Annotated in this window: 24 protein-coding genes; 15 read left to right on the forward strand and 9 right to left on the reverse strand. The window is 51.4% G+C overall.

Annotation, left to right across the window (positions count from 1 at the left end; all coding sequences use genetic code 11):
- Nucleotides 1-387 precede the first annotated feature (387 nt).
- Complete coding sequence (locus VPK24_RS06110) at nucleotides 388-2,964, forward strand: ATP-binding cassette domain-containing protein (protein WP_393011334.1); 2,577 nt, start codon at nucleotides 388-390, stop codon at nucleotides 2,962-2,964.
- Between the two features lie 83 nt (nucleotides 2,965-3,047).
- On the opposite strand, the gene VPK24_RS06115 is transcribed toward VPK24_RS06110, so the two are convergent.
- The 3 genes from VPK24_RS06115 to VPK24_RS06125 all read right to left on the reverse strand — a co-directional run bounded on the left by VPK24_RS06115 (nucleotide 3,048) and on the right by VPK24_RS06125 (nucleotide 4,915).
- The gene (locus tag VPK24_RS06115; RefSeq protein ID WP_393011336.1) at nucleotides 3,048-4,004 is read right to left on the reverse strand and encodes a glycosyltransferase family 2 protein; all 957 of its coding nucleotides are present in this window, start codon (nucleotides 4,002-4,004) and stop codon (nucleotides 3,048-3,050) included.
- 65 nt (nucleotides 4,005-4,069) lie between these two features.
- Nucleotides 4,070-4,531: a DUF29 domain-containing protein gene (locus VPK24_RS06120; RefSeq protein ID WP_190526555.1), complete on the reverse strand. Its 462-nt coding sequence runs from the start codon at nucleotides 4,529-4,531 to the stop codon at nucleotides 4,070-4,072.
- A gap of 198 nt (nucleotides 4,532-4,729) precedes the next feature.
- Complete coding sequence (locus VPK24_RS06125) at nucleotides 4,730-4,915, reverse strand: hypothetical protein (RefSeq protein WP_143473161.1); 186 nt, start codon at nucleotides 4,913-4,915, stop codon at nucleotides 4,730-4,732.
- A gap of 147 nt (nucleotides 4,916-5,062) precedes the next feature.
- Here VPK24_RS06125 and ureE point away from each other — a divergent pair, with 147 nt between their 5' ends.
- The 5 genes from ureE to VPK24_RS06150 all read left to right on the forward strand — a co-directional run bounded on the left by ureE (nucleotide 5,063) and on the right by VPK24_RS06150 (nucleotide 7,795).
- Nucleotides 5,063-5,659, forward strand: coding sequence for an urease accessory protein UreE (gene ureE / locus VPK24_RS06130; protein ID WP_393011339.1), 597 nt, complete (start codon nucleotides 5,063-5,065; stop codon nucleotides 5,657-5,659).
- Nucleotides 5,586-6,344 carry an urease accessory protein UreF gene (locus VPK24_RS06135; protein WP_393011341.1) on the forward strand — a complete coding sequence of 253 codons (759 nt, stop codon included), beginning with the start codon at nucleotides 5,586-5,588 and terminating at the stop codon, nucleotides 6,342-6,344. The genes ureE and VPK24_RS06135 overlap by 74 nt, the downstream gene beginning before the upstream one ends.
- Before the next feature lie 76 nt (nucleotides 6,345-6,420).
- On the forward strand, nucleotides 6,421-6,993 hold the full coding sequence (locus VPK24_RS06140) for a Uma2 family endonuclease (RefSeq protein ID WP_393011343.1): 573 nt from the start codon (nucleotides 6,421-6,423) through the stop codon (nucleotides 6,991-6,993).
- Nucleotides 6,994-7,098: 105 nt separating this feature from the next.
- Nucleotides 7,099-7,458: a nucleotidyltransferase domain-containing protein gene (locus tag VPK24_RS06145; protein WP_393011345.1), complete on the forward strand. Its 360-nt coding sequence runs from the start codon at nucleotides 7,099-7,101 to the stop codon at nucleotides 7,456-7,458.
- Complete coding sequence (locus tag VPK24_RS06150; protein ID WP_393011347.1) at nucleotides 7,421-7,795, forward strand: HEPN domain-containing protein; 375 nt, start codon at nucleotides 7,421-7,423, stop codon at nucleotides 7,793-7,795. Before VPK24_RS06145 ends, VPK24_RS06150 begins: the two co-directional genes overlap by 38 nt.
- 102 nt (nucleotides 7,796-7,897) lie before the next feature.
- Here the strand turns inward: VPK24_RS06150 and VPK24_RS06155 are convergent, their stop codons facing one another.
- On the reverse strand, nucleotides 7,898-8,092 hold the full coding sequence (locus VPK24_RS06155; RefSeq protein ID WP_393011349.1) for a hypothetical protein: 195 nt from the start codon (nucleotides 8,090-8,092) through the stop codon (nucleotides 7,898-7,900).
- 396 nt (nucleotides 8,093-8,488) lie between these two features.
- Here VPK24_RS06155 and VPK24_RS06160 point away from each other — a divergent pair, with 396 nt between their 5' ends.
- Nucleotides 8,489-8,908, forward strand: a complete 420-nt coding sequence (locus VPK24_RS06160) for a type II toxin-antitoxin system VapC family toxin (RefSeq protein ID WP_393011351.1) — start codon at nucleotides 8,489-8,491, stop codon at nucleotides 8,906-8,908.
- A 51-nt stretch (nucleotides 8,909-8,959) separates the two neighbouring features.
- Here the strand turns inward: VPK24_RS06160 and VPK24_RS06165 are convergent, their stop codons facing one another.
- Complete coding sequence (locus tag VPK24_RS06165; RefSeq protein WP_393011353.1) at nucleotides 8,960-9,139, reverse strand: hypothetical protein; 180 nt, start codon at nucleotides 9,137-9,139, stop codon at nucleotides 8,960-8,962.
- On the opposite strand from VPK24_RS06165, the gene VPK24_RS06170 reads away from it, so the two are divergent.
- Nucleotides 9,138-9,554, forward strand: coding sequence for a hypothetical protein (locus tag VPK24_RS06170; protein WP_393011355.1), 417 nt, complete (start codon nucleotides 9,138-9,140; stop codon nucleotides 9,552-9,554). The two genes, VPK24_RS06165 and VPK24_RS06170, sit on opposite strands and share 2 nt — an antisense overlap.
- A gap of 89 nt (nucleotides 9,555-9,643) precedes the next feature.
- Here VPK24_RS06170 and VPK24_RS06175 read toward each other — a convergent pair whose 3' ends face one another.
- On the reverse strand, nucleotides 9,644-10,057 hold the full coding sequence (locus tag VPK24_RS06175) for a hypothetical protein (RefSeq protein WP_393011357.1): 414 nt from the start codon (nucleotides 10,055-10,057) through the stop codon (nucleotides 9,644-9,646).
- A 231-nt stretch (nucleotides 10,058-10,288) separates the two neighbouring features.
- On the reverse strand, nucleotides 10,289-11,584 hold the full coding sequence (locus VPK24_RS06180; RefSeq protein WP_393011359.1) for a vWA domain-containing protein: 1,296 nt from the start codon (nucleotides 11,582-11,584) through the stop codon (nucleotides 10,289-10,291).
- Nucleotides 11,585-11,899: 315 nt separating this feature from the next.
- On the opposite strand from VPK24_RS06180, the gene VPK24_RS06185 reads away from it, so the two are divergent.
- The 4 genes from VPK24_RS06185 (at nucleotide 11,900) to VPK24_RS06200 (ending at nucleotide 16,459) form a co-directional block, all read left to right on the forward strand.
- Entirely contained in the window at nucleotides 11,900-12,448 is a 549-nt protein-coding gene (locus tag VPK24_RS06185) for a hypothetical protein (protein WP_393011361.1), read from the forward strand.
- Nucleotides 12,449-12,673: 225 nt separating this feature from the next.
- Nucleotides 12,674-13,507 carry a hypothetical protein gene (locus VPK24_RS06190; protein ID WP_393011363.1) on the forward strand — a complete coding sequence of 278 codons (834 nt, stop codon included), beginning with the start codon at nucleotides 12,674-12,676 and terminating at the stop codon, nucleotides 13,505-13,507.
- Between the two features lie 698 nt (nucleotides 13,508-14,205).
- Nucleotides 14,206-15,372 carry an FIST signal transduction protein gene (locus tag VPK24_RS06195; RefSeq protein ID WP_393011365.1) on the forward strand — a complete coding sequence of 389 codons (1,167 nt, stop codon included), beginning with the start codon at nucleotides 14,206-14,208 and terminating at the stop codon, nucleotides 15,370-15,372.
- 7 nt (nucleotides 15,373-15,379) lie between these two features.
- Nucleotides 15,380-16,459 carry a sensor histidine kinase gene (locus VPK24_RS06200; RefSeq protein ID WP_393011367.1) on the forward strand — a complete coding sequence of 360 codons (1,080 nt, stop codon included), beginning with the start codon at nucleotides 15,380-15,382 and terminating at the stop codon, nucleotides 16,457-16,459.
- Nucleotides 16,460-16,634: 175 nt separating this feature from the next.
- On the opposite strand, the gene VPK24_RS06205 is transcribed toward VPK24_RS06200, so the two are convergent.
- Both VPK24_RS06205 and VPK24_RS06210 read right to left on the reverse strand, forming a co-directional pair.
- A complete protein-coding gene (locus VPK24_RS06205; RefSeq protein WP_190532960.1) occupies nucleotides 16,635-17,615 on the reverse strand; it encodes an arsenic resistance protein in 981 nt (326 codons plus the stop codon).
- A gap of 272 nt (nucleotides 17,616-17,887) precedes the next feature.
- Complete coding sequence (locus VPK24_RS06210) at nucleotides 17,888-18,328, reverse strand: DUF302 domain-containing protein (protein ID WP_393011369.1); 441 nt, start codon at nucleotides 18,326-18,328, stop codon at nucleotides 17,888-17,890.
- A gap of 160 nt (nucleotides 18,329-18,488) precedes the next feature.
- Between VPK24_RS06210 and VPK24_RS06215 the strand changes: the two genes are divergently transcribed.
- The 3 genes from VPK24_RS06215 to VPK24_RS06225 are packed head-to-tail and all read left to right on the forward strand — an operon-like array spanning nucleotide 18,489 to nucleotide 20,759.
- Complete coding sequence (locus VPK24_RS06215; protein ID WP_393011371.1) at nucleotides 18,489-19,811, forward strand: NAD(P)/FAD-dependent oxidoreductase; 1,323 nt, start codon at nucleotides 18,489-18,491, stop codon at nucleotides 19,809-19,811.
- A 25-nt stretch (nucleotides 19,812-19,836) separates the two neighbouring features.
- Complete coding sequence (locus tag VPK24_RS06220) at nucleotides 19,837-20,166, forward strand: ArsR/SmtB family transcription factor (RefSeq protein ID WP_393011373.1); 330 nt, start codon at nucleotides 19,837-19,839, stop codon at nucleotides 20,164-20,166.
- Complete coding sequence (locus VPK24_RS06225) at nucleotides 20,151-20,759, forward strand: Tll0287-like domain-containing protein (RefSeq protein WP_393011375.1); 609 nt, start codon at nucleotides 20,151-20,153, stop codon at nucleotides 20,757-20,759. The genes VPK24_RS06220 and VPK24_RS06225 overlap by 16 nt, the downstream gene beginning before the upstream one ends.
- Nucleotides 20,760-20,861: the final 102 nt, after the last annotated feature.

Here is a 20,861-nt window from a genome sequence, read left to right on the forward strand (position 1 = left end):
TCGGGATTTCCAAGGGCGATCGCCTGCCGATCACCATTCAATGGTCATTCAATAGAAAATATTGGCGAAAATTGGTAAAAATTGGCGAAAACATATTGATGCTTTGACCGCAGCCCCTGAACGTTTCGCGATACTTTGATCGCAGGACTCGATCACAGGACTCGATCGCCCCGCTTTCCTGTTCCGCTGCCCCAAGCAGTCCATGCAGAAACGCCGGCCTTCAATGGGGCCTCCCGAATTCTGCATTTTCTGTCACGATTTCAACAGAGCACCCCGAGGAAACCGCCAGGAAGCCGCAACAAAGTAATCACCGTATTGATCACTGTCTAACCCCTATCCAATTCCTGTTCAACTCCTGTTCAATCGCTGTTGATTGGCCCCCTTGGCATGAAACTTTCGCCCAGCAACCGTTTACTGTTTGCCATTGCCCTTCGCAATTGGCTTTGGATTCTTGGGACGGTGATTCTGAGTTTCTGGAGCGGCATCTTTAACGGTGTCAGCATTGCCCTCCTGGTTCCGGGCATCCTGGCTTTTTTGGGTCGCAAAATTGACCTTGGCGCTGATGCCCCAGAACTGGTGCGTAACCTTCTTTCCACCTTTGATGCCTTGCCCGAAGATCAACGGGGCGCTGCTATGGTGGCCACCATCGTGGGAGCCATTCTGATTAAAAATATCCTGGCTTTTTTGAGCACCGCCGTTGGAGGGCACTTGTCCCGGGCCCTGGTGAATGACGGCACATTTCAAGGAATTCGGATGCTCCTAGGGGTGGGCTTGGATTTTTATAGCCGCACCAAAGCTGGCGATTTAATTCAACGCCTTGGCTCGGAAATGAGCGGAGCCGTGGGCACAATCAACACCGTGGTGCAAATTGTGGCCACCATGGTCACCTTGCTCACCTTCATTGGTTTATTGGTGGCCATTTCCTGGCAACTCACGATTATTTCCAGTATTTTTGCCCTGTTAGTGGTGCTCAGTAACCAACGATTTGCCAAAAAACTCAAGGAATATGGCAAGCGAGGGGTGCAGCTCAGTCGGCTTTACACCAGTCAGCTTTTGGAGGCGATCGGGGGGATTCGGTTAATCAAGGCCACCAGCAGCGAAGATTTGGAATATAACCGCTTAACGGGCACATTGCTGAAGCGGCAACGGGTGGATTTACATTCCCAAACCTTCAGCTCTTTTGTGGCTTCGGTCAATGAATTTTTGGTGGTGGCTTCGTTGCTCTCGATCGTCTGGATTGGGCGATTTGTGTTTCCCGGATCCCTCGAAGCCTATGCGGCCATTCTATTAACTTACCTGTTCTTAATTTCGCGGGTTTTTGCCTTTGTTACTACCCTCGGAAAGGCTCTCAATAACTTAGCCCTTTGCTCGGCGGCGGTGGATGCCATGGTGCGTTTTTTAAGCCGCCAAGGCAAACATTTTGTGCCCGATGGAGCAGTGCCCTTTCCTGGTCTGCGGCAAGAAATTCGGTTTGAAAATGTGTCCTTTGCTTACCCTAGCCGCGACAAAAGCCGGGTGCTCGATCGGGTCAGTTTGCGCATTCCTCGGGGGACAACCCTGGCCCTGGTTGGCTCCTCAGGGGCCGGCAAGTCTACCCTGGCGGATTTGATGATTCGGTTTTATGACCCCACGAGCGGCCGGATCACGATCGATGGTCAAGATTTGCGCACGTTTTCCCTTCGCAGTTTGCACCAGTCCATGGGCATCGTTAGCCAAGACACCTTTTTGTTTAACGACACGGTGCGAGCCAATATTGCCTATGGCTGCGAGGATGTGACGGAGGGCGCAGTGATGGAGGCGGCCAGGCGGGCCAACGCCTATGACTTCATTATGGATTTGCCGGAGCAGTTTGAAACCATGCTGGGCGATCGGGGGGTGCGCCTGTCTGGGGGCCAACAGCAGCGAATTGCGATCGCTCGGGCCCTGTTGCGCAACCCCGATATTTTGATTTTGGATGAGGCCACCAGTGCCTTGGATACGGTCTCGGAGCGCCAGGTGCAACAGGCCATTAACGAATTAAGCCGCGATCGCACCACGATCGTGATTGCTCACCGCCTGTCCACGGTGCAAAATGCCGACCAAATCGCCGTGCTCGATAAGGGGCAGGTGGTGGAAGTGGGAACCCATGCGGAGTTGCTGAGCAAGCGAGGTTACTATGCTCGCCTTTACGCGGTGCAGTTTTCCGAAAGCGCCACGAAAACCCCCGTGCGCTGCGAAAACGCCATGGAAAAACTGGTGATGGAGGAAACCATTTCCCAGTTAGGGGCACTGGAAGCGGAGGGGGTGAAGATTGCCTTCGATCCGGGCAGTGTGATGGCTTGGGCCCTGAACCGGCTACCATCGCTCTATGCGGCCACCCAAGAGGGGGCTGCGTTTCAGCGCTATGTGGCGGAAGATGTGTGGCGATCGACGGTCAGCGATCGGGTGGCGGAGGCGATCGAGCAAGTCCAGCAATCCCATTGGGAAGATGAGCGGCATCCACTGATTGAACAAATTCGGATGCGATCGGTGGTGTTGGTGGAGCGGTTGTCCTACGAGGGACGGTTGCGGTTGAATGCGGTGATTGGCACGTTGGCGCTGTTGGCGGATGGGTTGGTGGAGTCGCCCCAGGAGGAATATGAGTCCCTGAAGGAGGCCTACCGAGCCACTATGCAATTGCTGGCCACGCTGGAGTTGTTGGAGGATGCCACCGGGGGGCTGGAGTTCAAACCCCGATCGGGCAAAAAGGGCGATCGCGATGAGGCGCAAACTTCCATTTCCCGCGCGGTTTATCCGCAGGTGAAACAGTTGGCGGAAATGCTGGAAATTTTGGCCAGCGAGTTGATTGATGAATTACTGCCCGATCAGTCCATTTCCCAACAGGCCAACCGTCAAAATGACTATCGCGCGGCCTACGATGTGTCGATTTCGCTGCTCGATCGACTGGCGGCCATTGAAACCCGCGCCACACCCTTAACTGCTTAGGCGCAGAAAGTTGTTGAGTATTACGAGTTGGGTATCACGAGTTGGGTATCACGGATTTTGATCAGTTTTTGATCAGCTTCTGATCAGCCGAATTTGGACGCACCCGATCGCGACCACAGGCGATCGAACCGCTGCGGCCCCAACAGGATTGTGAGGCCAATCTTGCCGCTGAGGATTGCCAAAAACCGCCATTCTCGCCACAGGTGCGGCCCAAACCACAGGGCCAACAACAGCAACCGAGCCGATCGCCACCCACGCCCCCGATCGCGCGGCCCCGCCGTCAGCGCTTTGCAGGCTAATCCTTTATAAAACCGCGATCGCGCCGATCGCCCCAAAGCCGAAGACCTTGGCCCCGCCTTGGCCAAATGGCGCTCTAACACCGCATTACAGGCCCGCTCCAACCGCCGCAAATTGGCCGAGGACGATCGATCCGAAACCCGGTAGCGCACTTGGGCCTCGGGAATCAGCACAAATTCACCCAATCCAGCCAAGTGCAACCACAAGTCCCAGTCTTCCGCCGGAATGAGTTCTGTTTGGAAGCCCCCCACCTGCTCCAGGGCCGATCGACGAATCAGGGGATTGGAGCCATTTTCAATGAAATTATTCAGCAACAGGGCAGTGAACACCTGGCCCTGATGGCGATCGCGAAAGCCCGGGTGACGCAGTTGGTTGTCATCATCCACATAGTCCGTCCAACTGTAGGCCAACACAGCGGCCGGGTTCTCCTCCAAGGCAGCCACCCGATCGGCCAAGGCCGTTGCCGTCCACCAATCATCCGCATCCAAAAAGGCAATCAGGGATCCCCGAGCCGCCACCAAGCCACAATTTCGGGCGATCGCCTGACCTCCATTGGGTTGGCGCAACACCCGAATTCGCGGATCGGCCGTTTGCAGGGCAATCTCCCCCGTCTGATCCGTGGAGCCATCATCTACCACGATCGCTTCCCAATCTGCCCAAGTCTGCGATCGCAAGGCGGCGAGGGTTTCGGGCAAGGTGGCCGCCGCGTTATAGGCCGGAATGATGACTGAAACCTTAGGCATGATCTACCCACACCAGGCAGCGACTCAGAAATTTCTGAAATTCCAGAGATTAACGTTATGGGCAATTATGGGCGATCGCTCCATTCCGCAAAATCTATAGTCATAGCCTGTTCAAAGTTCAAGACTGGGGCGGTTGGGAACTGGTCGATCGGCAGATCAGTTTCGGCTTCTGCCTGCCTGCGAGCCTTAGCATAGGCTTTATCGACGAACTCCGATAGCCGCGCTTTTAGGCTGGGATTATCGGTTAGCAGGTCTTCAATCTCAATCCGTGCATTTTTGATCGAAATTGACCATGAGCGCGATCGCCTGTGAGCTTGATAGTGCCACTTCAGGAGATGCAAGTAGAGGCGTGCAAGCTGGTTAACGAGTGCGTCTCGTTTCGATGCCCCCAAGCTCTCGATCTCCTCAATCAAATTTTCTAGATCAATATCTGCCAAACGACCGGATTTCAGCAACTCCACTTGCTGCTGAATCCAGCCGTGGTAATCCGTTTCGTAGGTATTGGCGGCAATGGTTTTGGCAGTCATGGGCGATCGCTCCTAAACCCGCTTCCAGACAGGTTCAACGAGATTGTTGACGGCGTTATTGATGGCGGCCCACCGTTGATCATGCCGGGGCCGTGGTCAGTACTCCACAGTGCAGACCACGATCGCACGGTCAGGGCCGTCATCATCAGCGCTGTCTTGACATCCTCTCCAGCTTAAGCGGTGTCAAAGTTTCCAACCCTAATTGCCGCAATTCGTGCAGGTACAGTTCGCACCGCAGGTACAGGAACCAGAACCACCGCAACCGCAGCCTGAGGCATAGGCAGCGGTCGGCGCGATCACGGTCAAAGCAGCAGCCACAGCACCCACAATCTTGATCGTGCGGCGACCTTTAGACGATTGCGATGTCGAAGTCTGTTGAGTCATGGGTTCGTTCTCCTGCTTGCACAAGGGCAAGTTTGACTAACAATTCAACTCTATTCTCTCCAGTGAGCTATAGAGTCAAGAGGCGACGTGATCGGGTAGGACAATTTATCGGGTAATGATCAAATGAGTTGCGATGGAGTAGCCCTCGTGATCCCGGGAAATTCGACCCAACAACCCAATAACTCAACTGAGTCCACAGTTCCGCCTCACTGGGTGTTCATTCAGGTCGATCGCCCGGAACTGCCCAAGACCCAGGCCCAGGATTCTGCCGCCTTCGATCCCGCCGCTGCCGATCATGGCCTGCGTCAGTTGGCCTTGGTTGCCGAAGATCGGGTGAAGGTGCGCCGACAGGTCACCCTTGATGATGGGACGGTGGCTTGGTTGCAACTGGCCCGGGGCACAGTGCTGCGGCCGGGCGATCGACTGCGCACCGCCCAAGGAGACTGTTGCTGGGTGGTGGCGCAACCGGAACCGGTGCTGACGGTGCGATCGCCCGATCGACTATCCCTGTTGCAAGCGGCTTATCATTTGGGCAACCGCCATGCGCCCCTGGAAATCACGATCGACTATTTGCGGCTTGCGCCGGATCCCACCTTGAAGGATTTGCTGGAACGGCGTGGCCTCCAGGTGATTGAGGAAATCGCTCCCTTTGTGCCGGATTCGGGAGCCTATGCAACGGTCGATCGCGCCCACCATACCCACAACCATCACCACAACCACGCCCATTCCCACCACCATGAGTGAGCCACTGTCCCGATCGCTTGCCCTGTTGCAATTGGCTAGCCCGGCCTTGCCCGTGGGAGCCTTCAGCTATTCTGAGGCGATCGAAACCTTGGTGGACAAGGGCCGGGTGCGATCGGCTGCCGATTTGACCGACTGGTTGCGGCAGGAGTTACGGGTGGGCAGCATTCGCCTGGAAGCGGCGGCCCTGTTGAAGGCCCGACAGGCGATCGACCAGGGCGATCGGGACTCCATTCACCACTGGAATCAATGGATTTCGGCCCTGCGAGAAACGGAAGAATTGCGGTTACAAAGTTGGCAAATGGGGCGATCGTTGGTCACCTTAGCCAAAGATCTCAACCCAACCGATGCCACCTTAATGGCACTGAACTTGCAACCGGTAAACTATGCGATCGCCTTTGCTAGTTTGGCTGCCCATTGGCAACTGAGCCACGCAGAAATGTTGACCGCCTATTTACAATCTTGGGCTAGTAATTTGGTGAGCGCCGGGGTTCGCTCTATCCCGATCGGTCAAACCCAAGGTCAGCAAACATTACTCAATTTATGGCCCGATTTAACCGCCGCCATCGCTGAAATTCAGCAACTCGCCACTGCTGACACCGATGATGATTGGTTTGCTTGTGGTTGGGGTCTCTCGATCTCCAGCATGATCCACGAAACCCAATATAGCCGCCTCTTCAGAAGCTAGTTAGACGCTTGGCTGATGTTCTTCTCGTTGACCTGAAGCACAATAGAATTAGCCCAAAAATACCAGGAGAAAAACAATGGTTGCCGCAAGAGAGAATCAGCCCCATTTCACACCGGAAGCCTATTTTGAGTGGGAAGCCCAACAGCTCGAACGGCATGAGCTAATCGATGGTCATGTCTACGCTATGAGCGGCGGTACACAAAATCACGGTGAGATCGCAATTAACATTCTTACGTTGATTCGTCCTAATGTACGAGGTGGTCAATGTCGAGTTTTGAATTCTGATGTGAAGATCAACATTCTTAATACGTTTAATTATATTTATCCTGATCTGAGCGTGACTTGCGATCCACGCGATCGGGAACATCCACTTTACATTACCTATCCCTGCTTGATTGTTGAAGTTCTCTCCCCCAGCACGGAAGCTTATGATCGCGGCAAGAAGTTTGAAAAATATCGCCGCAATCCAAATCTGATTGACTACGTGTTAGTTAGCTCCGAAGAGGTGGCGGTTGATATCTACCACAGGAATAGCGCTGGAGATTGGTTGATTTTGAGCTATCGATCGGGCGATCGGGTCGAACTGCAAAGTATTGGGCTAACCGTGGCGATCGAGGAATTCTATGAAGGAATTATATTTGAGGAATAGTCCAAATCTACCGATATGAGATCATGAGGGTAAGGGGCTTAAGTTTCTTGCAATAAAGCCTGAGAGCAAGACAATCAATCACTCTATTTCTGTCAGGAGTGTTGAATGATGAATTCATCGATTCGTCTGATTACCGATCAACAGATTTCAGAAATTTGTCAGGCTATTGTTGAGCAGTTTCAACCTGAAAAAATCATCTTGTTTGGTTCCTATGCTTATGGTCAACCTCACGAATGGAGCGATCTCGATTTGTTGGTAGTCATGGATTTTGAGGGACGGGCAATCGATTTATCTGTGGAGCTTTGGCGAGCAACGAAGCCAGAATTTTCAGTGGATTTTATTGTCAAGACCTCTTATGAAATTCAATGGCGGTATCAACAGTTTGATCCGCTAGTGCGAGTAGCGATTGATCAAGGCAAGGTTCTTTATGACGCAAGTTATTCAAGAGTGGCTAAAGCGATCTGAAGAGGATTGGCAAATTGCAAACCTTCTCATTCAGTCAAATTTAGATAGCTATGGATCAATTTGCTTTCATGCACAACAGTGTATTGCAAAGTTGATGAAAGCACTCTTAATCCAAGCTGAAGTTGTGCCACCCTACAGCCATGACTTGTTGATACTCGATCGAATGCTCAGTTCCAATTATCCAAACTGGCAAGTTAATACCCAGGACTTAGCCTTTTTGACTCAATATGCCGTTGCGGCGCGATATCCAGGGCTGGATGTTGATCGCAAAGATGCTCTGGATTGCATCAGTAAGTGTGCCAAGTTACGATCAACAACTTTAACCTTCTTGCAATAATTTTAATGATTGTGAGCGCTGCTCGCAGATTGCTGCACAGATACAGCCCTACTAACTTTGATTCACCAATATTTGACGATTGTTCCAGCAATCTCTTCAACCTCAGTTGTCAAAATACTCCGCTAGCTCGATCGCGCGGAATTTGTGGGGAGTGGGTTCCCTGAGGGCGGCCAGTTCATAAACAGGAAGTGCCTCCACGATCGGGTGGAGCGCGGGCCGCATACTGGATTTATTCGCGATCCGGCGTTCTGCCAAGTTTTGGAGGCCCGGCTGCTCACCATCAGGAGATGCTGCCATGAAAACCAACTGATTTTTCTCGATTTTGACCGCCAGCCTGGCGATCGTCACGATCGTGCCTTGGGCAGCGCCGGCCCGGGCCGAAAGGAATAGTATTTGAAGTGTAAGATATTATTTGCTCAGAACCCCAAATAACATTAACTGGAAAAACACAAGCATGACTTTATTGGAACTTCGTGAAGCAACCTTAGCCTTGTCATGGCGAGATCGGTGGTTACTGCTTTGGACTGTCATTCGATCGCTCTTCATATTCAAACCACAGGAAATGCCACCGACGATCCTTGAGCGCATGGGTGGATTACCAGAGCATTGGCTTCATGATGGTGATTTGGCTGATCGAGATTTAAGGCGAGTAGCCTTGGCCGATCGACTCCATCAATCCACTACAGATCAATCATGAAGTCAGCAAAAGTGCTAGTGGACTCAGGCGTTTTAATTGCTTTTTACAATGCTGAGGATCAATACCACAGTCGAGTTGTTGATTTCTTTAGAACTTGTCGAAGTGACCTGATTACAACTTTAGCTTGTGTCACGGAAGTACTTTGGTTATTGAATAAAAGCTGGCAAGTTCAAAATATTTTCCTGAACCATTTAGCACAAAATATTTATCGCTGTGAGTCATTAAATTGTCATGATTTTCAAAGAATTGTAGAACTCAATGAACAATACTCAGATTTGCCTGGAGACTTTGCAGATTTAGCATTGGTAGCTATTTCAGAACGATTACGAATTGCAGAAATTGCAACTTTAGATCAGGATTTCGATGTTTATCGTCGCTACCGCAAAGAGCCTTTTATTCGGGTCTTTCGCCCCTAACTTGATCAAACTCAGGTTACGCATTGCCCACTATCTACTCGCTAGTGAAGCCTAGCGGCATGAGATCGCGCGGAATTTGTGGGAAGTGGGTTCCCTGAGGGCGGCCAGTTCATAAACAGGAAGTGCCTCCACGATCGGGTGGAGCGCGGGCCGCATACTGGATTTATTCGCGATCCGGCGTTCTGCCAAGTTTTGGAGGCCCGGCTGCTCACCATCAGGAGATGCTGCCATGAAAACCAACCGATTTTTCTCGATTTTGACCGCCAGCCTGGCGATCGTCACGATCGTGCCTTGGGCAGCGCCGGCCCGGGCCGATTTGATTGCCCTGGGGCCGGGCATGAGTGAACCGATTCTTCGATCGGGCACGGCCGGCGGCAGCACCAGCACCAGTTGTGGCTTTGTGGCCGGTGCGCCCAACCATCGCTTGGCGGTGGGTCAGGATTTTGGCTCCCTGCGGGTGAAGGTGCAGGGGGGTGATGGTTTAACGCTGTTGGTGGTGGGGCCGAGCGGTCAATTTTGCATTCCAGCGGCCAACGGGGTGGCAGAAATGCCGGGCTATTGGGATGCGGGCAACTATGACATCTTCGTGGGCGATCGCAACCCCAGCGGCCGCCAACCCTATCAACTCTCGATTTCCACTAATTAATTCCCGCTAATTAATTTCCGTTAATTAGTGCTCAAGATGAGTGCTCAAGATGAGTGCTCAAGATGAGTATTCGAGAACTGCAAGAGCGTTCAATAGCGTTGGTCGGGTGGGGTGGCATCTCTTAGCTCTCGTTTGCCTACCTCCACCGCTTGCACATCGATCGTGCCGGGAGCCGATTGGCGCTGCACCGTTTGCCCCAAACCGCTGAGGGGAGTGCCGCAGTTCGGGCAGTTGCTGCTGAAGCCGCGCAGGGTGGTGACGGGATAGCCACAGGCGGGGCAGGGGCCGGCCACCAAGTTGCGCCGCAGCCACCATAAACCAACCACACTGAGCACGATCGGGGCCAAAATCACCAGCAACAGCAACCAACCAATCGCCTGCACCACCACCCCTAAACCGATCGCATTCAGCAGCCCGATCGCCCCTAAAATCAGCAACCAGGGCCCCAGGGCCGCGATCAGAATGGGCCAAGCTTGGGTTGATTTCCAATTAAAACGGTTCACGATCGGGTCAGCCTCTCAGCGAAACAATGGGGGCGATTGGGGTTCCTCAGAATTGGTTATTTAACCTCATTAAATAACCCCAAAAATAATCCCAAGTGCAGCAATGCCATGTTCAGCGCTGAGCTGTCTGGAATGCGGAAAATACCCCATTTCCAGTATGGGCCGCAGGGGTGGCCAACCCAAGCCGATCGGGGGTGGGGTTGCCCGGCGCGATCGGGCGGGATCGCCCCCCTAGCGAAGGGTGGTTTTTGAGGCAATGCGGGTCTTTTTGCGATCGGCCTCCGACAGGTCATCGCCCGCCTGGAGTTTGGTGGCCTGGGTTTGCAGCACCGTCGCCGCGTTGCGATCGCCCATTTGCAAAGCCGTTTGGGCCGCCGCTTGCAGCATGGTCACCGCACCTTGGCGATCGCCCGTTTGCAGCTTGGTTTCGGCAATTTGGGTTTGGCGATATTTGGCCAATGCGCCGATGTGAGCCTGTACCGGGGCATTGGGAGCCGGGTGAAAGAGTTCCAGCGATCGCCCAATCACCGAGATCGGCTCCGACAGCAGATCCACCTGGCCCGTCGCCGGATCGTCATAACAAACCTGTACCTGAACCAACCGATGATCCCCCGGCGGCAACTGGGCCACATAGGCATTCACCAACACCACCCGCGGCCCATCCACCATCAAATCGCCCAACCGCACTTCCAGCCGACCATCGGGCAACTCCTGCGCCGTCAGTTCCACCGTTTCCGGGGCCACCTGGGCGATCGGCTTCAGCTCCGCCAAGCGCACAGGTGACTCCAACGCCAACAACAACCGCGCATTGGTTAACTGCACCGACTGCACCCGGGCCAAGAGCGTTTCAAAGGCGGCGGGCGCATCTTCCGGCTGTTCGATGTAGCAAAGGGCCCCGGCTCCCGCGTCGGCAATCTGTTCCAGGGTGTCTTGGTTCCAATGGCTGCCGAACCCGAGGCAATGGACTGAAATGCCGTAGCTCGCGGCCAATTCCGCCATCTTTAAGCAGCGGGGATCGTTGCCATGCTCATTTTCCCCATCGGTGAGCAGGAAAATTTGCGACACCGAGGGTGCAGTGGGCAAAATTCCGCTGTGATCGGCGTTGACGTTGCCCAAAAGGCCCGATTCCTTACGCGATCGCGCCAGTTCTTCAATGCCCAGCTTCAGACCCTCATCAATGCAAGTGCCGCCACCGGCCGTTAAGCCCTCGATCGCCTGCAAAATTGACAGCGGCTCCGGGGCCACTTCCTGACAAGGCAAAATCACTTGGGCCTCGTGGTCAAAGGCCACCAACGACAGGCGATCGCCCAGGGCCAACTGACCCACCAACTGACGCGCTGCCGCTTTCACCATCTCCATCGGTCGGCCGCGCATGGAACCGCTGCGATCGAGAATTAAACACAGGTTCGATCGCACCCGCCCATGGCCGGCCTGGGCCGCCACCGAAATCGCCAGTTGCCGCTGGTTGCGGGCCAACTTGGCATCCAAATTGGCATCACTGAGGGCACATTGCACAAGGGCTGGCATGAATTGCACCTCCTGCCGGAGAAAAAACGCATGGAACGCTGGCGGGCCTCAACCATCGCCATCAAAACGATAGCAAGGAACCCAACGCTGAAACCTGCAACCGCACTGAAGACCACTCATCGCCCCGGCAACCAACGCACCGGCAGCCCCAGGAATCGCCACCCACCGCAAACCACCACGGCAAACCACCCACAGCAAACATTGATTGAGAACCATTGAGCAGTCACGAGCGATGGCTTTTTTCTAGGCTATGACTGAAGCGCGACCGGAATCTATTCTGAATCGTCCCGCTTTCTCCGGTTCTAACAAAATTCTATGCAGAAGATTCACCCGAATCTGCGGCGATGGTTGCTTGGCTTCGTGAGTCCCGTGGTGATGATCGGGGCGATCGGGTTACCGGCCCAAGCGGAGACCGTTGCGCCCAGCTTTTTCCAAGGATCGACTCCCCTCAGCCTCACGCTTCAGGAATTGGACGATCGGTGGCGTGTGTTCAGTGTCACGGGGCAAATTGAAACCAGCAATATGCTGTCTCTGACGGCGGCGGTTTTTGGCGCATCTCCCAGCGACTATTACACGAAGGGCGAAATTGCGGAGGTGGGCGGCGAGCGCTTTTTGGTTGCCTACCGTGTCATGCCCGGCAGCATTACGGAACCGACCGCCGTCAATGGCAGCACGCCGATTCATGTGTCGCTGATTCATCTCGATCAGGTGGCTTCTTTGAATGATTTCCGGCCCTTCAGCCTGGTGACGGAGATCGATCGCCTCAAGGCCCTCATCCAAAGCCGCGCCGCTTCGCCGTTCAACATGTTCAACAGCGGCGGCCCGCCGCGCTCTTTGCCGCCACTTCCCCGATCGACTCCCTAAAACCTTTTCCAGAAACTTTGCGGGGCGATCGGTTTGTATCGCCCGCCCGATCGTGTCGCAAATTTCAAGCCGGCCAGATTCTGACGCTGACTCAAGGATGACTCACCTTCTCAAGTTGCTATCCCGTACTCGCGGTCTAATATACAGTCTGACCGTCCGATTCTGGAGAAATAGGCTACCTTGAATATGTATTTAAGCTAAGTAATTTACAGTCAGAGTTCTCCCATGCAGAAAGTCAAAATGGTAATGGCTCGATCAGGAATCATTGATCACGTGCTTATTACACCTGAAGTAATTGTAGAATCTGCAAAACAATACAATCAAGAGTATATTCCACTGACGAGCGAGCACGATATTCGTACTCCCCCTATCGGAAGGGTAGTTTCTGCTGAGGTGGTCGTGCTTGATGACGGAACCCATGTATTACAAGGCGAGGCAGAAATTTTTGAAGAATCTGATTATCTTGATTCAATGCCTCAAGACGGTAAATTTATAAAAATTCGCCCTGAAGAAGCAAATAAATTTCTGGCTTTTGGCAATCAAAGTTTTGAAAAAGATGAAGATATTACTGACTTATATCGAGAATTGCGAGAGCTTGGAGATCACGACCTCAACCGAGTATATCGCGAATACTCTGTAGAACCCCTTTCTTTATTAATTATTGGATTTGGTATATTTGCTCTCCAAGGAATATCCAATGGCTTTTTCTCAAAACTGGGCGAAGATTTATATGAGCAGCTAAAACTGAAGCTAAAAAATATTTTTGAGAAAAAGTCCTTAAAAAAGACAGAAAATTTGCTTCAATTCAATTTTTTTGTTAACAGCTATTCTGGCAGAACAGTTGAGATCAATGTGATCATCACAAATCCAACTCAAGATGATATAGACGGTTTTTTTAAGTATGTTCCAAAAATGTTAGATGTAATGCTGCCAAGTTTACCAATAGATGATTTAGATGTTTGTCGCGTAGTTCTCAGCTATGAATTTACGCAGCTCAAGTTACTCTACTTACTAAGACTAGATGGTGTTCCACTTACTTCATATTATCTAAACAAATAAGATATTTGGTTTGTTTTAAATTCGTAAGATTTTAAATAATTAAACGGGAGTCTATAGAGTGGGGTATGCCCACCCATAATTTATGCTGAAGCAATTTAATTATGCTTCGGGAACGAGTGATTATTGCTTTGAAAAGTAAGTGTTACTTTGGTTGGATAGTGGTGAGCGATGCCTGTCCTACAAGCCTTATTGTTAAATGCATGTTAATCAAAGCAGCCCAGCCGCTACAGACCTTCCATAACAGCTTCATCCAGCTTATGCAGCGAAACAGCCACAACCCGCGATCGCGCCGAGCCAGAGGGTAAATCAACCCGCCTCAGCCAAAGCCACCATCACAAGCGCCACCCATCAGCCAGGCGATCGCATCGGGTCAGTTATTTCAAAATCGCAACCCACGGAGGGAAATCGTCCCGCACTTGCGGTTTAATGCATAGTTGTAATGCCTGAATAGCTGGTAATTATTTATACATTCGCCATGCAATTATTGATCAGACCATAATGATGACGCAGAGCGCCAAGCCAAATGTGCTCTCCATTACAGATTAAGCAGCGCATTTATTATTTTTCGCTCATGAAACTTAACTTGATCGTCAGTGTCGGTCAGGTAATAATTCCTGTTGAAAGATGACTGACATCGTAAAGCTTTCAGGACACTCAAGCCAATCACATTGATCAGTCCCCTTGCAGAGGAAAGACACATGCTCAAAACAGTTCTTGGTCATAGTGATGATCCTGACTCCCAAGATGCTATTGAAGAAGTGCTAGAACAATGTACCCGTGAATTGGCAGGAATGCTCCCCAAGGCAGGACTGTTATTTGCGGCTATTGATTTTGATCATGCCTTAATTTTACAAAAAATCAATCAGGTTTTCCCGGGTTTGCAACTCATTGGTTGCACCACCGATGGAGAAATATCTTCAATTTTAGGGTTTCAACAAGACTCGCTGACCCTAACGCTATTTTGCTCAGACACCGTGGAAATTTATGCGGGTGTGGGTCGCCAAACCGAACAGGACGCGATCGCTGCTGCTCACCAGGCCGTGCAGCAAGCCACCGAAAAAAGCCTGACCCCCGCCAAGCTTTGCATTACAGTTCCAGCCAGTTATACGGCTGATGGTTCAACAACCAGCGGCGAGCAAATTTTGAAAGGATTGGAGCTAGCTTTAGGAAAAAATGTCCCCGTTGTGGGCGGAACCGCAGGCGATCAATTTCGATTTCAAAAAACCTATCAATTTTTTGGAACAGAAGTCTTCACCGATGCTCTGCCGGTTCTGATTTTTGCTGGAGATTTGCGCTTTTCCCATGGCACTGGCTGCGGTTGGCAGCCCATTGGCTCCAAGAGCACGGTCACTAAGTCTCACAAAACAGTTTTGTATGAAATCGATGGTCAATCGGCGCTGAACTTTTACCAAAAATATTTGGGCGATCGCTCTCCTACCGCAGAGCATCCTCTCTATGTTTATGAAGAAGATAGCGATCGTTGCTATCTACGAGTTCCCAACACCTGCGACTTAGAAACAGGCAGCATTAATTTCTTGGGAAATATTCCCCAAGGCGCAACTGTGCAACTGGCTGAAATTAGCCGAGATCAAGTGATTGCTGCCTCTGAAACTTCCTTCAAGATGGCGCTAAACAATTATCCTGGAACCGAACCAGAAGCAGTGCTGATCTTTTCTTGTTGCTGTCGTCGTTGGTTGTTGGGAACAAGAGCCAAGGAAGAGTATGATTTGGTCAAAAAGGCGCTACCTAAAATTATGCCGATCGCGGGCTTTTATACCTACGGTGAGTTTGCACCGCTTCAACAACAGGGTTCTAATTACTATCACCAAGAAACTTTTGTTACTCTGCTTTTAGGCACAGCATAAAAGTCCTATGGAAGCCAATGCTGATCAGCAAAAGCTACGAGAGCTAGAGAAGAAAGTACGAGTTCTCACGAAAAAATTAGAGCGTTCAGAGGCCGATCGACAACAACTGGAAGATGCGAGCGAAGAAAGAGAACGTATCCTTAAAGTTGTTATTCGAGATTTTGAACTATCCCAAGCCAATCTGGAGCATCGCACTCGTGAACTAGAAGTGGCGCTGAGGGATCTCAAGCAATTACAAGTCAAACTAATTGAGTCTGAGAAAATGTCAGCCTTGGGTGTGCTGGTGGCTGGCGTTGCCCATGAAATTAACAATCCTATTAATTTCATCCATGGCAATTTAACTTACATCAAAACTTACACTCAGAATCTATTAAAGCTTGTTACGGTCTATCAAAAATATGTTTCTAGTTCCATTCAAGAATTACAAGACTTGAGTGAAGAAATCGATCTTGACTTCTTGCAAGATGACATGATTAACATTCTCAGGTCAATGCAAACTGGGAGTGAGCGAATTCAAAAAATTGTGCTCTCGTTACGTAACTTCTCGCGGCTAGATGAATCCAAATTCAAAGCGGTTGATATTCATGCAGGAATGGATAATACTTTGATGATTTTGCAGCATCGGCTTCAAGCAACCACAACTCGCCCAGCAATTCAAGTTAGAAAACAATATGGAAATTTACCCCTAGTGGAGTGCTATGCCGGATCGCTCAATCAAGTGTTTATGAATTTACTGAATAATGCTATTGATGCGATTGAAGATTCCAATCAAACTCGTACTGATCAAGAGCTACAGCATAATCCTCATGCAATTTGGTTGCGCACGGAAGTTAATAATCAAGATCAAATTAAAATTACGATCGCTGATAATGGTCAGGGAATTCCTGAGGAAGTGCAATCACGTATTTTTGACCCTTTCTTTACAACAAAACCCGTAGGTAAAGGTACAGGTTTAGGACTTTCCATTAGCTATCAAATTATTACTGAGAAACACAAAGGCAAATTCTACTGTCACTCAACAAAGGGGGTGGGCACGGAGTTTATGATTGAAATTCCCGTGCGACAACAGTCATCAACCTCTCGGTAACACAATAGCGCTGTGGCGATCGATCGCACTCCAATATAGCAAGCGATCGCCCTTCAACCGCCGAAGATTGCACCTATGAAAATAGGCACAATCTCCAATTAACTGGTAACTAACCTCGCGAAACACTTGGCGATCGATTTATACCGCCCTCGATCGCCTCAAAACAGCCCAGTCGCTACAGACCTTCCGCTACGGGTTTGCCAAACCAGCGATCGCTTAGTTTCACATACCAAGCTGCCGCTTGCACCTGAATGATGTAGCTCATAGAAATAATCAGAGCAATTTCAGCGCCGGCCTTAGCCCCAAATACTGTCATGGCGATGGCCAGAGCGATCGACAAATTGCGCATCACCGTGCCATAGACTAGGGCGATCGCATCTTCGCGCGAAAACCAAACTTTACCCACCACCGTGCTCAACACAAAGTTGATCAAATAAATCAGCACCAACGGCCCGAAATAGCCCAAAAACACCAGCGGTGAAGCCACAATTGCCTTGGCCTTCAGGGCCATTGCCACAAACACAATTCCCAGCACGCCCAAGGTTGAAAAGACCGGAAACTTTTTCTTCAGGTTCCCCTCATACTTTTGTTTTCCCACCGTTGAAATCAGCACTTTTTTCGTGACCAAACCTAAAATCATGGGCAAAAACACCACGATCGCAATTTGCTTAAAGGTTTCCATCAAAGGAATTTCAATAGCTCGTCCCAGCAAAGCTTGAGCATAGAGCGGAGTGGCTAGAGAACCTAAAATCAAGCCGATCACGGTCATTTGAATTGCGGCTGTTAGGTTTCCCTTTGCAAAGCCTGTCCAAGAAATGGTCATGCCGCTGGTGGGAAGCAATCCCGTTAACAGCAACCCTAGCCAAATTAGTGGTTGATCGCGGAAGAAGAGCCAGCCGATGCCATAGGCTAAAAAGGGCACAACTCCAAAATTAATGAATTGGGCGACCCCTTGCAGCTTCCAGTTTCCCCCGGCCACTAACTTGCCAAATTGCAAGTTAATCATCATCGGGTAAACCATTAAGAAAGTTAGGGGAACAATCAGATCCTTGAGACCGCTGGGGTCTGTTGCTAAGCCAAATAGAATTCCGACAATCATGCTGATTGGAACTGACCAAATCAGTTGATTTTGCAACAGTGATAGTAATGTCCACATATGCATTTTTCTCCGATTTGTTTTTCTCCAAACTCTGAATCTTGGCGTGATCAATCTCCCAGCGGTTGAGTGATGAATTATCAACCCTGAGAGTCATTAATCCTGAGAATCATCAATCCTGAAAATGGTCAAACTTTAGGACTGAATGCTTGGGGCAAATTCTTGAGACAGCCTGAAGCCTTGTTTGGCGGGCCACGCCCTGCCCGATCGCCCAATTGCGATGCAGTCTCATTCAGGTTCAGGCTTGCCCCAAGGGTTTCTGAGGGAGGCGATTAAAGCTGCTCCATCACCTTGTCCATCAGGGTTTTCGCTTCCAGAGCAATCCCCTTTGCGCCGGGGTTTTCGAGGGCCGCAAACATGACTGTGGGGTCGATCGCGGACACTTCCACGGCTCCGCCCTCTTGTTCTTGCACCACCACGTTGCAGGGATAAAAAACGCCAGCTTTGTCTTCCGTTTGCAAGATGCTGTAAGCAATGCGTGGATGGCAGGCTCCCAAGATGGTGTAGCGCCGGAATTCCACATCGAGTTTTTGTTTAAAGGCCGCTTTGGCATCAATTTCCGTCAGCACTCCAAAGCCTTGCTGTTTCAGGGCTTCTTTGGTGTGGGCAATGGCTTCATCAAAGGACAAATTCAAGACTTTGCTGAGGTGATACATCCGAAAAAAAACTCCGCAATGGGGGATGAGGCGGCGAGGGGCGGCTCGGTCAGCCACGGGAACCGACCGGCAACCAGGAACCAATCAACAGGGGGTCAATGTAAGGAGCGATCGAACTGGTCGGTTGAACCTTGGGGGTGCGATCGGGCCTTGCCGCTTTCTGTATAATAAACTATATAACTAAATAAGCAAGTATGAAACAAGGGAGCACCCGGCAATGGCACAGGTAATCGTGATCGGCGCAGGATTAGGCGGCTTGCCCACGGCCTATGAACTGCGACATTGGCTCAAGGGCGGGCATCAAATTACCTTGGTGTCTGACCGTCCCCAGTTCACCTTCATTCCGGGTCTGATTCAGGTGGCCCTGGGCAAAATTCCCCTGGAGCATGTGCAGCTTGATGTGGCTTCCCTCTGCAAGCGCCATGGGTTGGGGTGGGTGGACAGTGCGGTGGTGCGGGTGGATCCCGATCAACAAACGGTGCAACTCGCCAATGATCAGGTGCTCTCCTACGACTACTTAGTGATTGCCAGTGGCCCTTCGTTGGCTTTTGATGAAATCCCCGGTTTGGGGCCCCATGGGGGCTATACCCAGTCTGTTTGCAATCCCGCTCATGCGCTGATTGCCCGGGAGGCCTGGGAAGCTTTTCTGGAAAATCCGACGGATTTGGTGGTGGGAGCCGCGCCCAAAACCGGTTGCCTGGGGCCGGGTTATGAGTTTGCATTGCTGGCCGATGAGGAGTTGCGCAAACGCGGCCTGCGCGATCGGGTAACGATCACCTACATCACGCCGGAACCCTATGCGGGCTATTTGGGCCTGCCGGATCTGTACATGGCTCGCGAGCTAACGGAAGGCGTTTTGGAAGAACAGGGGGTGCAGGTGGTGACCGATGCGGCGATCGCCCGAGTGCTGCCCGATCGGGTGGAACTCAGTGATGGTCGCCAATTTCCCTTTGGTTACGCGATGATTTTGCCCGCCTTCCGAGGCGCGGAATACGTGCAGGCTTCTGGGCTAGGGAACGATCGGGGCTTTATTCCGATCCTGCCCACCCAGCGCCACCGAGACCACGAGCGGATCTATGCCCTGGGGGTGAGTGTGCATCTGGAGCAGCCCTATCACACACCTGTCCCGATCGGGCTGCCCAAAAGCGGTCAAATGACCGAAGCCATGGGCGCAGCGGTGGCTTACAACATCGCCGTGGACTTGGGAGCCTTGCCCAGTCCGCACCAAATTCCCACCCTTGAAGCCCTTTGCTTTGCGGAGTTTGGCCAAACCGGCATTGCTTATATTGCTGCTCCCATCTTGCCCGATCCTGCCAATGGTCAACGACGCTATTCCTACGCCACCCGAGGCGCTTGGGTGAATTGGGCAAAAGCCGCCTTTGAACGCTACTTCCTACTCAAAATGCAATGGGGAATTGGGCTACCCTGGTTTGAACTGTGGGGGCTGAAGCTTTTATTTGGTCTTTCGCTCCTGCGGCCCGTAACCCAATCTGTTCGGCCAAACCTTGGCCCCAATCTTCATGCCCCGCACCACACCTAATTCTGTGTTGAACTTGTCGGCTGAAATGGCTGCTGCTGCTGCCAATCCTGATTTAGATCGGCTAGCTGACCTATTCAAATTGCTGGGTGATCGCAGTCGATTAGGAATTCTTTGGCGCATTTGCCAAGGTGAGTGCAACGTAACTGAAATTAGCGAGTCAACCAACCTGAGCCAAGCCAATGTTTCTAAGCATTTGCAAATGCTGCGAATGGCTCGAGTGGTTGCTTGTCGGAAGGAAGGAAATGCCCGAATTTATTTCCTTTCGGATCCGAAGTATTTAGGACTTTGCGCTCAATCGTTGATTGATCTTGCAACGTTTTCCCCACCGGAGATATCCACATGCGACGAATCCTAATGTTGGGCATCGCTTTCATTTGGGCGATCGGTCTGAATGGCGCGATCGCCCCGACGGCCCAAGCCAATACCAGCCCCGATCAGTTGGCCAAAGCCGTGGAAGCCATTGAAAATCTCGATGCCCTGCGATCGGGACTCGCTTCCACCTTGGAAGGCAAAACTGAACCCCCCACCGCCGAAACCATGAAAGCCGTGTGCAAGCCGGTGGGGATGGAAGCCAAACGGATCGCCCAGACGGAAGGTTGGCAACTGCGCCAAGTTTCCCAGAAGTATCGAAATCCAGAACACCGGCCCCAAAACGCCACAGAATTGGCGGCCTTAGAACAGTTTTCAGCTAATTCCGAACTACAAGGCTTGTGGCAGCGTGGCCAAGTGAATGGTCAGCCCGGAACGCATTATTTTCGCCGCATTAATGTATCTCCCGGTTGCCTAGCTTGTCATGGGCAAAAATCGCGTCGGCCCCAATTCGTAGCCAACAACTATCCCGAGGATTTGGCTTACGATTTCAAGCCCGGTGATTTACGGGGAATGTACGCCACTTTTATTCCCGATCTAACGGCTGCCTTGAATAGACCTCTTGCACGAATAGAATAGCGGTGTAGAAAGTCGCTGTCACCACCCTCGGGAGATGCTCTACGAAAGCCTCGCCTCGCTACCCCCATCACAGTTCCGCCGTGCCTGTGGCTTTAGTCGTTC

Origin of the sequence: Limnothrix redekei LRLZ20PSL1 (genome assembly GCF_043235035.1) — a bacterium.
Taxonomy (GTDB): Bacteria; Cyanobacteriota; Cyanobacteriia; order CACIAM-69d; family CACIAM-69d; genus CACIAM-69d.